A 9795-nucleotide genomic window follows, 5' to 3' on the forward strand; every position below is an offset into this window, starting at 1 on the left:
GGTGCCCGGCCCGGTCGCCCGCGACCCCGGCTGCGCCGCCGCGCTGGCCGCGCGCACCGGCGCCACGGTGCTCGGCTGCGACCCGCGCGGCCGCGGTCTGGCGGTGCTGGCCCTCGGCGACCCGTTCCGCGCGGCGCACGTCGCCGTCCTCGTGCCCGGCTCGGACGTCGACCTGGCCGGGCTGACCGACCCCGCCGACCCGGCGGGACGGCCGCTGTCGTGGGCGCGGGCCCTGGCCGCGGCGGCCGGTGGCGACCTGGCCGTCGTCCTCTGGATCGGCTACGCGACCCCCGAGGGGCTGGGCCTCGACGCGGCCTCGGGCCGGCTGGCCCGGGCCGGCGCGCCCGCCCTGGTCCGCTTCGTCGACGGCCTGCCCCGCGACGCCGCGGTCACCGTGGTCGGGCACAGCTACGGCGCGGTCGTCGCCGCGCTGGCGGCCCCGGACCTGGCCGCCGACGACCTCGTCCTGCTCGGCAGCCCCGGTGCGCGGGCCGGCTCGGTCGCCGACCTGGGGACGCCGGCCCGCGTCTGGGCGGCGCGCGCGCCGGGGGACTGGATCGCGTGGGTCCCGGGCGTGCGCGTGGGCGACCTGGGCCACGGCGCCGACCCGGCCGCACCGGGGTTCGGTGCGCGCCCGCTGCCGGTCGGGGGCGCCTCCGGGCACGACGGGTACTTCCGCCCCGGGTCGGCGGCGCTGGCCGGCCTCGTCGACGTCGCCACCGGCCGCGGGCCCGGGGGTGCGGTCCCGTGAGCGCGGTGCGCGACCCGTGGGTCGACGCCCTGCGCGCCGTCGCGGTGTCCGGCGTGGTGCTCGGCCACTGGCTGGTCACCGCCCCGGTCGTGGCCACCGGCCTGGACGTCGACGTCCGCACCGACAGCCCGCTGCGGGCGCTGCCGGAGCTCGCGCCGGTGAGCTGGCTCCTGCAGACGCTGGGGCTGTTCTTCCTCCTCGCCGGGTTCGGGGCGGCCCGCAGCTGGTCGGCCTCCGGCGCTCCGCCGCTGCGCTGGTGGTGGGGCCGGGTGCGGCGGCTGGCCGGCCCGGTGGGCCTGCTGGTCGGCGCGGTCGCCGCCGTCGCGGCCGCCCTCTCGGTGGCGGGCGCGCCGCAGGACGTCGTCGCCTCGGCCGGGCGGCTCGCGCTGCGGCCGCTGTGGTTCCTGGGCGTCTACCTCGCGCTGTCGGCCGCCACCCCGGCCCTGGTGCGGCTCGACGTTCGGCACGGCGGGCGCGCGGCGGCGGGCGCGGTGCTCCTGGCGGCCGCGGCGAGCGCCGCCGGCCCGGGCTGGGCGGCGGTGCTGCTGGTCTGGTGGGCGCCGTGGCAGCTGGGCGTCGTCCTGGCGCGGGCTCCGCTGTCCGCGCGGGCGGCGGTCGCGCTGCTGGCCGGCGGGGTGCTCGCCGTCCTCCTGCTGGTGGGTCCGGGCGGACTGCCGGCCTCCGCGGTGGGCGTGCCGGGGGCGGCTCGCTCCAACCTCGACCCGCCGTCGGCGGCCACCCTCGCCCTGGCCCTCGCGCAGGCCGGCGCGGCGGCACTGGTGCTCCGGTCCCCGGTGTCCGTGCGCGCACCGGCGGCCCTGGGCCGGGCCGCGCTGCCGGTCTTCCTCCTGCACCAGCCGCTGCTGGTCGCGCTCTGGCTGGTCACGCTGCCCGCCGGCCCCCTGCCCGGCCTGCACGACGCGCCCGCCTCCGCCGGCTGGCTGGTCGCCCGAGCCGGCTGGGTCCTGCTGCTCGGAGCCGGGCTCGCGGCCGTCCTCCGGCGGCGGGCCCGGCCCGCGGCGTCAGCCCGCCGGCGGGGGAGCGGCGCCCGTGAGGGTGGCCTCGACCGCGTCCCGGCCCACGCCGAGGCCGGCCAGCACGCCGGTGCCGTCCTCGGCCTCCAGGACGGCGAGCAGGACGTCCCCGGTGTCGATCGACTCGTGGCCGAGCCGGCCGGCCACCACGAAGGCGAGTTCGAGGGCCCGCTTGGCGTGCGGGTCGAAGGGGATCAGGGCGGGCACGAGTGAGGCGGCCGGCGGGAGGGTCGCGGTCGCGGTGCGCCGGACGGCGTCCAGGGACACCCCCTGCGCCGTGATCGCGCGGGCCGCCTCGCTCGCGGGGTCGGCGACCAGCGCGAGCACGAGGTGGGCCACGCCGATCGTCGCGTTGGTCGCGGTGCGGGCCTGCTCCTGGGCGCCGACGACGGCGGCGCGCGCGTCGGGGGTGAACCGGCTGAACCCCTGGCTGGGATCGAGCGCGGGGGCGTCCGCCGCGCGGGAGACGAAGCGCTTCTGGGCGGCCTGCTTGGTCACGCCTATGCTGCGGCCGATGTCGGACCACGAGGCCCCGGTCCGCCGGGCCTGGTCGACGAAGTGGCCGATGAGCGAGTCGGCCACCTCGCCCAGGGAGTCGGCCAGCAGGACCGCGCCGGAGAGCTGGTCGAGCGGTGCCTCGTGGGCGCGCGTGACGGCGGTGATGAGGTCGTCGAGGCGGACGGGGGCGGGCTCGGGCGTCATGCGTCAACCGTAGGTTGACGACACGTGGGTCGTCAACCTGGCGTTGACGGCCGCCGCGCGTCGTAGGGTCCTCCCGTGATCGGCCGACGGCCCAGGCGGGTGCTCGTGCTCGGCGGCGCCCGGTCGGGGAAGTCCTCGTTCGCCGAGCAGCGGCTGCTCGGGCTCCGCGAGGTGGAGTACGTCGCCTGCGGCGCGGTGCCCGACGACGCGGACCCGGAGTGGGCCGACCGGGTGGCGGCGCACCGCGTCCGGCGCCCGGCGTCCTGGCGCACCGTGGAGACCGTCGACCTGCCGGCCGTGCTCGGCGCCCCCGGGCCCCCGGTGCTCGTCGACTGCCTCACCACCTGGCTGGCCCGGACGATGGACGACTGCGGCACCTGGACCGGGGACCCGGGAGCCGATCCGCGCCTCGCGGCGGCCGTGGACGCGCTGGTCGAGGCGTGGATCAACACGCGCCGCCGCGTGACGGCGGTGAGCAACGAGGTCGGCTGCGGGGTGGTGCCCGCCACGCCGGCCGGACGGCGCTTCCGCGACGAGCTCGGCGTGCTCAACGCCCGCGTCGCCGCGCGGGCCGACCGCGTCTTCCTGCTCACCGCCGGGCTGCCGCAGCGGCTGCGCTGACCGGCGCCGTTCAGCCGTCGCCCAGCCGCGTGGCCAGCGCCTCCAGCCCGCCGCGGACCATCGCTCCGTAGCCGTCGTCCGACAGCTCGCCGGCGGCCGCCCGCCCGAGCTCCAGGTGCCGCCGGGCGGCCGGCAGGTCCCCGAGCTTGCGGTGGTCCTCCCCGAGGTTGAGGTGCAGGGACGGGTAGAAGGCCGCGACCGGACCGGTGGCCCCCGCCGCGGCCGCCCGCTCGTCGGTCACGGCGTCGGCGGCCGCCAGCGCCCGCTGGTCCCACGCCAGTTCCTCCCGGGGGTCCTCCTGCAGGTCGGCCAGGTGGTGGGCCAGCGTGCAGCGGTGCAGGGGGTCCCCGCCGGGGCCGAGCTCGTTCCAAAGCGAGGTCAGCTCGCGGCGGGCGGCGTCGGGCTCCCCGCGCTGGGCGCGGGTCACCGCCGCCCCGATGCGGGCCATCGTCTCGTCGGCCGGGGCCGGGGTGGAGTCGTCGGTGCTGGTCACGGTCGGGGACCGTAGGCGCGGGGTCCGACAGCCCGCGCCCGGCTACCGGTCGCCGTCGGGGACGACGTGCACGGCGGCCTCCTCGGCCGAGGCCGCGCCGCCGTCGAGACCGCGGTCGCCCGCGTACAGCTCGGCCTCCGCGTCGCCGTAGCCGTCGTCCTCCTCGGCCAGCCGGCCGGCGCGGGCGTCCCCGACCTCCTCGTCGAGCAGCTCGCCGTCGGTGTCGGAGGCGTCGCCGAGCCCGTCCCCCTCGGGCTCGCGGGGCTCGGGCACCTCGCGGGCCAGCCGGGCGGCCAGGCTCTCCCCGCGTTCCTCCTCGTCGCCGGTGGTGCCCCAGTCGGTGGACACCCAGGGCCGGTCGGGCGGCGACCAGCCCTCGTCGAGGGGGTCGACGCCCCTGTCGTCGAGGCTGTCACCGGGCTCGAGGACACCGGAGTCGTTCTCGCCGTCGAGGTCGTCGGGGCTGCCGTAGGGGTACACGCGCGCCTCCAGTCGTCGCCGGTGCCGGCGGCCAGCCTCCACCCGCCGGCGCCGCCGGCGCCACCCCCTCGGTGCCCGGTCAGGGGGTGATCGGACGGGCGAGGAGGTCGGCCGCGGCCGCGCGGTCGCCGGTGACGGTGAGCCGCGGGTCCTCCGGTGTGGTCCGCCGCCACAGCAGCAGCGCCACGACCGGCGCGGGCCCGGAGACCTCCGCGACCACCGGCCCGCGCCCGAGGGTCGCCGTCCCCGCCGGTGTCGTGAGCCGCACCGCCGTGTCCGGCTGGGCCATCCGGCCCAGCCGGACCTGGCGCGGCTGCATCGTGTCGAGCACCTCGGCGACGCAGTCGGCCGCCACCGCCGGGTCGGCCTCCGCCGGTGCGCCCAGCGCCTCGGCCAGGTCGAGGCGGTGGACGAGGGTCTCGTGCAGCTGGCGGCGGGTCCACCAGCCGGCCACCCCCGGACCGGTGAGCGTGGGGCAGGGGCGGTCCGGGTCCGCGAGCGCCGCGCGCAGGTCCGCGGCGGCGTCCGGATAGCCGGCGACGGTCGCGGCGGCGACGAACGGGTCGTCGTCCGGGAGGGCGGCGTCCGGGGCCGAGCGGGCGGTGGCGGCCGCCCACCGGTGGATGGCCCGAGGTGTCGCACCAGGTCGGCCACGGTCCAGGGCGCGCAGGCGTGGACGGGGGCGGCGGGGTCGGCCGCGGCCGCCAGCCGGGCGAAGGCCGCCTGCTCGGCTGCGAGGGCGGTCAGGCGGTCGAGGCCGGTCGCGGCCATCACCGGCCGCCGGAGACGTCGAGGAACGTGCCGGTGACGTAGGAGGCGCCGGGGGACAGCAGCCACGCGATCGCGTCGGCCACCTCCTCGGGGTCTCCGCCCCGGCCCATCGGCACCGTGGGTGCCAGCCGGTCCACCCGGTCGGGCTGGCCGCCGGAGGCGTGGATGTCGGTGTGGATCAGCCCCGGCCGCACCGCGTTGACCCGGATGCCGTCGGCGGCCACCTCCCGCGCCAGGCCCACGGTGAGCGCGTCCACGGCCGCCTTGGCCGCGGCGTAGTCGACGTACTCCCCGGCGCCGCCCAGCACCGCCGCGCGGGAGGACACCGTCACGATCGCCCCACCGTCCCCACCGTGTCGGGGGGACATGGCCCGCACGGCCGACCGGGCGCAGAGGAACGCGCTCAGCGTGTTGACCGCCAGCATGCGCTCGATGCGGCCGGTCTCCAGGTCCTCCACACGCGAGGCGCGGTCGACGGCCCCGGCGTTGGCCACCAGCCCGCGCACCGGGCCCAGCGCCCCGGCGGCGGCGAACAGCGCGGCCACGTCGTCCTCGCGCGTCACGTCGGCCCGGACGGCGTCGGCCCGGACGCCGGCCTCCCGGCAGGCCGCGGCCACCTCCTCGGCCGGCCCGCGCTGCGTGGTCCAGGAGAGGACGACGTCCCAGCCGTCGCGGGCCAGACGCCGGCTGGTCGCCGCACCGATGCCCCGCCCGCCGCCGGTCACCACGCACACGCCTCGCTCCACCCGCGCACCTCCGAGCCGCCCGGGGGTCCGCTGGCCGGTCGTCGGGGCGGATCGGCCGCCGGCGTCCCCGATCCTGGCGGACGCCCCCTCCCCGGGTTGGGGGTGGAGGCGGGGGCGAACGCGCGGGCATCCTGGTCCGGCCGGTCACCCGACCGGGTGAACCGGGGAGAGGCAGGACCCGATGACGCTGGCAGTGCGCACGTCCCCTCGCCCGGCCGCCGACCGTGGGGACGCCGTCGACCGCATCGTCGCGGCGGTCGCCTCGGACCCGGCGCCCGTCCGCGACGAGCCGGTCCGGGACCTGGTCGGCAGGATCCGCCAGGTCTCGATGGACCAGGAGCTCGCGACCGTCCTCTCCCTCCGGGCCGAGCGCCTCGCCAACCCCGCCGTGGCCGCGATGCTCCGGGAGCGGGCGACGGTGCGCCGGCTCCGCGCGGACCGCATCCGCGCCGACCTGGCGGCGCGCGGCGTGGTGGTCCACCGGCGGGCGGAGTCGCAGTAGCGGGAGCCCCGGACGGGGGCGTGCCGCTGGGCGGCGGCCGGACCAGCGCCGGCGTCGTCCGGATCGGGTCGACGGTGCACCGCCCGGCGCGGCCGTGGACCCCGGCCGTCCACGCCGTGCTGCGGCACCTGGAGCAGGCCGGCTTCGAGGGCGCGCCGCGGGTGCTCGGGTTCGACGAGCACGGGCGGGAGGTGCTCTCGTTCCTCGAGGGGGACACCGTCGGCGTGCGCCGGCCGTGGCCGGACTGGGTCGCTGCGGACGACGCCCTGGTGCAGGTGGGCGCCTGGCTGCGGCGGCTGCACGACACGACGGCGGACTTCGTGCCGCCGGAGGACGCGACCTGGTTCTCCGGCCGGCCCTGGCGGCCCGGCCTGGTGGTCGGGCACCACGACGCCGCCCCGTACAACGCCGTCTGGCGCGACGGGCGGCTGGCGGGCTTCGTCGACTGGGACACCGCGGGGCCCGCGTCGCGGGAGATGGACCTGGCCTACTCCGCGCTGATGTGGGTGCCGCTCCTCGCGCCCGGCTCGGCCTGGCCGAACGCGGACACCCCGGCCGGGGACCCCCGCCGCCGCCTGCACGCCCTGCTCGACGCGTACGGGTTCGACGGGGACCGGCGGGCGTTCGGCGCGGTCGTCGCCACGCGGGCCCGGGTCAACGCCGAGGTGGTCCGGCGGCTCGCCGGCGGCGGCGACCCCGTCTTCGTGGCGCTCCGCCGGCAGGCCGACGACCTGGAGCGGTCCGCGCGGCGGGTCGAGGAGCTGCCCGCGTCGTTCTGGTCGCCGCCGGCCCCGTCGGGCCGGGGCCGCTGACCCGCCGTCGCCGCCCCGGCGAACCGGTCAGACCGGCTGCGGGCCGCTCGGCGGCGGGGCGGTGGGGTCGGTGGGCCCGGGCTGCGGATAGGGAGCCGGCTCCGGCGGGGGAGTGGGGTCCATCGGCGACGGGGACGGCGACGGGGGGTGCGGTCCCGGAGGTGGGGTCGTCATGAGCCGACGCTAGCGGCCGGCGGGCGCCGTCGGTCAGCGGTGCGCGGCCGCCCCGGTGGTCGGGAGCTGCACCCGGAGCACCGTCTCGCCGGGCCGCAGCCGGATGCCGATGTCCCCGTGGTGCGCGTCGACGATCCGCCGGGCCATGTGCAGCCCCAGCCCCGCGCCCTCGCCGACGCCCTTGGTCGTGAAGAAGGGCTCGAACGCGTGCTGCTGGGTCTCCACCGACATCCCCGGCCCGGTGTCGCCGATCTCCACCACCACCGCGCCGCGGTCGTCCACGCAGGTGGACACCCGGAGCGTGCCCTCCCCGCCCATGGCGTCCAGGGCGTTGTCGACGAGGTTGGTCCACAGCTGGTTGAGCTCGGCGGCGGCCGCCTCGATGCGCGGGACGCCCGGGGCGTGGTCCCGGACGACGGACACCCCCGGCGGGATGCGGTGGGCGAGGACGACCAGCGTGCTCTCCAACCCCTCCACGACGTCGGTCTGCTGGGTCGAGGCGCGGTCGAGCTGCGCGTAGGACCGCACCGCGGCCACCAGGTCGGAGATCCGGCGGGTGGCCTCGCGCGCCTCGCGCAGCAGACCGGTCGCCGCCAGCGTGCTCGCCGCCCACTGCAGCGCCGGCGCCAGCACCTGTTCGCCGGTCACCGCGGCCACCCGCTCGCACCAGTCGGGGTCCACCCCCGCCGCGGCCAGCGCCTCGGCCACCACCCAGGCCTCGGCGACGCCGTGCGACCCCAGCCAGTCCGCCAGCTCCTCCTCCCGGTCGGCCAGCACCAGCGGCGGCAGGGTCACCGGCTCCCGGGCCGCCTCCCGGCGCAGGGCGTCGAGCGCGGCGAACTGCCCGGGGGCCAGGGCGCCGGAGGCCAGCCACCCGACCGAGGTCAGCGCCGCCTCGCAGGCGCCGCCCAGCGCGTCCACCGCCCGCGCCGCCGCGGCGGTGGGGTTGTTCAGCTCGTGCGCCAGCCCGGCGGCCAGGGTGCCCAGCGCCGCGAGCGCCTCCTTCTGCCGGGTGACCGTCTCGAAGCTGCGCCCCGTGCGGGAGATCCCGTCGAGGAGGTGGACCCCGAACGGGAACCACGCCGTCGCCCACTCCCGCAGCGCCGGGGCCGGCACCCGGAAGACCCGCCCGGGCGTGGCCGCGCGGGCCGTGGCCAGGTACACCCCGTGCTCGTCCCACGCCCGGAACCCCCCGGCCCACCGGCCGGGGACGTCGAGGGTGCCGAGCCGCGACTCCTCACGCCCCACGTGGCGGAGGAGGTCGAGCGCGCCGTCGAGGAGCACCCACCAGGCCTCGGCCGGCCGGCCCTCCCGGAACAGCTCCTCGCCCGGGGCGAAGCGCACCTCGGCGCCGGCCGCCACCAGGCCGCGCAGCTGGTCCTCGGACATCCCGGCGAAGATGGCCAGCCCGCGCAGGTCGTCGGCGCCGACCGCGCCGTCCCGGGGCGGAGGAGCTGGGCTCATGGCGCGGCCTCCCGGCGACCCGGGGCGCCCCGGGCGGCGTGGGTGCGGACCCGGGGCGGACTGCCCGGTGCGGCACCCTACCGCCGCGCCGGGCGCCCGGGCCTGGCTCAGCCGGCCGGCGGGCAGGGTGCCGGATCGAGCCCGGAGAACGCCCGGAGGCCGTCCAGCACCGCCCCCGGCGCGTCCGGCCCGAGCACCACGGTGACCCGCGCGACGTCGCCGGTGCGGACCAGTCCCTCCGCACCCAGCGCGGCCGCTAGCCTCCCGGCCGCCTCCTCCGTGCCGGCGGCGGCGACGATGCCGGAGGGCTGCGGGTCGGCGGCCGGGCTCACGGTGCCGACCTCGACCCCGGGGGCGGCGAGGAGTGCGGTCGCCTCGGCGGCGATCGCGGGGTCCCCGGTGGCGTCGACGACGTCCACGACCAGCGGCGCGGGCTCCGGGCAGGCCTCCGCCGCGGGGGGCGCGGGGGGCTCCACCGGGGCCGGTTCCTGGGGTGGTGCGGGCTGCTGGGCCGGGACGGGTTCCTCGGCGGGGACGGGTTCCTCGGCGGGGACCGGCTCCTCGGCCGGGACGGGCTCTCCGGCGACGGCCGGAGCCGGTTCCGTGGGTGGTGCCGGCGCCTCGGCCGCCATCGGTTCCTCGACGACCGGAGGTGTGGGCTCCGCGGCTGGTGCCGGCTCCTCGGCGACGGGCGGTGCGGGCTCCGCGGCTGGTGCCGGCTCGGCGGCGGGTGCCGGCGGCTCTGCGGGCGGTGTGCTCTCGGCGGTGGCCGGCTCCGCGGGCGGTGCGAGCTGCTCGGTCGGTGCCGGGTCAGCGGGTGTCGCGGCCTCGACGGGAGCCGGGTCGGCGGGCGGTGCGGGCTCGGCGGGGGCCGGCTCGGCGGGTGGTGCCGGCTCGTGCGCGGGTGTCGGCTCGGCGGGCGGTGCGGGCTCGACGGGCAGTGCCGGCTCGACGGGGGTGGGCTCCGCCGGTGGTGCGGGCTCCTCGGCGGGGGTCTCGGGCTCGGCCGGCGGAGGTGGCTGGTCCGGCGGTGCGGGCGCCTCCGGCGGTGCGGCGGGATCCGCCGGGGCCGGTGAATCAGCCGGGGGCTCGGCTGCGGGGGGCGCCGCGGGCACCGGTTCCTCCGTCGCCGCCGGCCCGGCCGGCGGTGCGGGCTCCTCGGCCGGCGCGGGGACGTCCGCCGGCACTGGCTCCGCGGGCGGCGCGGGGGCCTCGGCGGGCGGGGCCTCCGGCGCGGGCGGCGGG

General features: G+C 79.8%; 11 protein-coding genes and 1 pseudogene. 5 read left to right on the top strand and 7 right to left on the bottom strand.

The genetic code is table 11. From position 1 onward, the window contains the following. Window positions 1-751: alpha/beta hydrolase (locus PGN05_RS23940; protein ID WP_419755086.1), on the top strand; the 751-nt coding region annotated here is incomplete at its 5' end. Window positions 752-756: 5 nt separating this feature from the next. Beyond that, window positions 757-1683: pseudogene (locus tag PGN05_RS23945) on the top strand (acyltransferase family protein); the annotation flags it as partial. Between the two features lie 90 nt (window positions 1684-1773). Here PGN05_RS23945 and PGN05_RS23950 read toward each other — a convergent pair. Continuing rightward, window positions 1774-2487 carry a Clp protease N-terminal domain-containing protein gene (locus tag PGN05_RS23950; RefSeq protein WP_419755087.1) on the bottom strand — a complete coding sequence of 238 codons (714 nt, stop codon included), beginning with the start codon at window positions 2485-2487 and terminating at the stop codon, window positions 1774-1776. 75 nt (window positions 2488-2562) lie between these two features. Between PGN05_RS23950 and PGN05_RS23955 the strand changes: the two genes are divergently transcribed. After that, entirely contained in the window at window positions 2563-3108 is a 546-nt protein-coding gene (locus PGN05_RS23955) for a bifunctional adenosylcobinamide kinase/adenosylcobinamide-phosphate guanylyltransferase (protein WP_419755088.1), read from the top strand. A gap of 10 nt (window positions 3109-3118) precedes the next feature. On the opposite strand, the gene PGN05_RS23960 is transcribed toward PGN05_RS23955, so the two are convergent. The 4 genes from PGN05_RS23960 to PGN05_RS23975 form a co-directional block, all read right to left on the bottom strand. After that, on the bottom strand, window positions 3119-3601 hold the full coding sequence (locus PGN05_RS23960) for a hypothetical protein (RefSeq protein ID WP_419755089.1): 483 nt from the start codon (window positions 3599-3601) through the stop codon (window positions 3119-3121). Between the two features lie 42 nt (window positions 3602-3643). Continuing rightward, window positions 3644-4081: a DUF5709 domain-containing protein gene (locus PGN05_RS23965; RefSeq protein WP_419755090.1), complete on the bottom strand. Its 438-nt coding sequence runs from the start codon at window positions 4079-4081 to the stop codon at window positions 3644-3646. 79 nt (window positions 4082-4160) lie between these two features. Continuing rightward, window positions 4161-4751, bottom strand: coding sequence for a maleylpyruvate isomerase family mycothiol-dependent enzyme (locus PGN05_RS23970; protein WP_419755096.1), 591 nt, complete (start codon window positions 4749-4751; stop codon window positions 4161-4163). 100 nt (window positions 4752-4851) lie between these two features. Further along, entirely contained in the window at window positions 4852-5598 is a 747-nt protein-coding gene (locus tag PGN05_RS23975) for an SDR family oxidoreductase (protein WP_419755091.1), read from the bottom strand. 181 nt (window positions 5599-5779) lie between these two features. On the opposite strand from PGN05_RS23975, the gene PGN05_RS23980 reads away from it, so the two are divergent. Together PGN05_RS23980 and PGN05_RS23985 are read left to right on the top strand one after the other, a co-directional pair. Continuing rightward, the gene (locus PGN05_RS23980) at window positions 5780-6100 is read left to right on the top strand and encodes a hypothetical protein (protein WP_419755092.1); all 321 of its coding nucleotides are present in this window, start codon (window positions 5780-5782) and stop codon (window positions 6098-6100) included. A 20-nt stretch (window positions 6101-6120) separates the two neighbouring features. Continuing rightward, window positions 6121-6912 carry a phosphotransferase gene (locus PGN05_RS23985; RefSeq protein WP_419755093.1) on the top strand — a complete coding sequence of 264 codons (792 nt, stop codon included), beginning with the start codon at window positions 6121-6123 and terminating at the stop codon, window positions 6910-6912. 207 nt (window positions 6913-7119) lie between these two features. On the opposite strand, the gene PGN05_RS23990 is transcribed toward PGN05_RS23985, so the two are convergent. Together PGN05_RS23990 and PGN05_RS23995 are read right to left on the bottom strand one after the other, a co-directional pair. Beyond that, complete coding sequence (locus PGN05_RS23990) at window positions 7120-8550, bottom strand: ATP-binding protein (protein WP_419755094.1); 1431 nt, start codon at window positions 8548-8550, stop codon at window positions 7120-7122. 107 nt (window positions 8551-8657) lie between these two features. After that, window positions 8658-9026 (bottom strand): LytR C-terminal domain-containing protein, encoded by a 369-nt coding sequence (locus PGN05_RS23995; RefSeq protein ID WP_419755095.1) that lies wholly within the window; start codon window positions 9024-9026, stop codon window positions 8658-8660. Window positions 9027-9795: the final 769 nt, after the last annotated feature.

Source organism: Geodermatophilus sp. CPCC 206100, assembly GCF_048569675.1.
Lineage (GTDB): Bacteria > Actinomycetota > Actinomycetes > Mycobacteriales > Geodermatophilaceae > Geodermatophilus.

What these genes read in the sequence shown, in the direction of transcription:
- PGN05_RS23990 (WP_419755094.1), bottom strand. Translation starts at nt 8,550, where the DNA reads ATGAGCCCAGCTCCTCCGCCCCGGGACGGCGCGGTCGGCGCCGACGAC.
- PGN05_RS23950 (WP_419755087.1), bottom strand. Translation starts at nt 2,487, where the DNA reads ATGACGCCCGAGCCCGCCCCCGTCCGCCTCGACGACCTCATCACCGCC.
- PGN05_RS23980 (WP_419755092.1), top strand. Translation starts at nt 5,780, where the DNA reads ATGACGCTGGCAGTGCGCACGTCCCCTCGCCCGGCCGCCGACCGTGGG.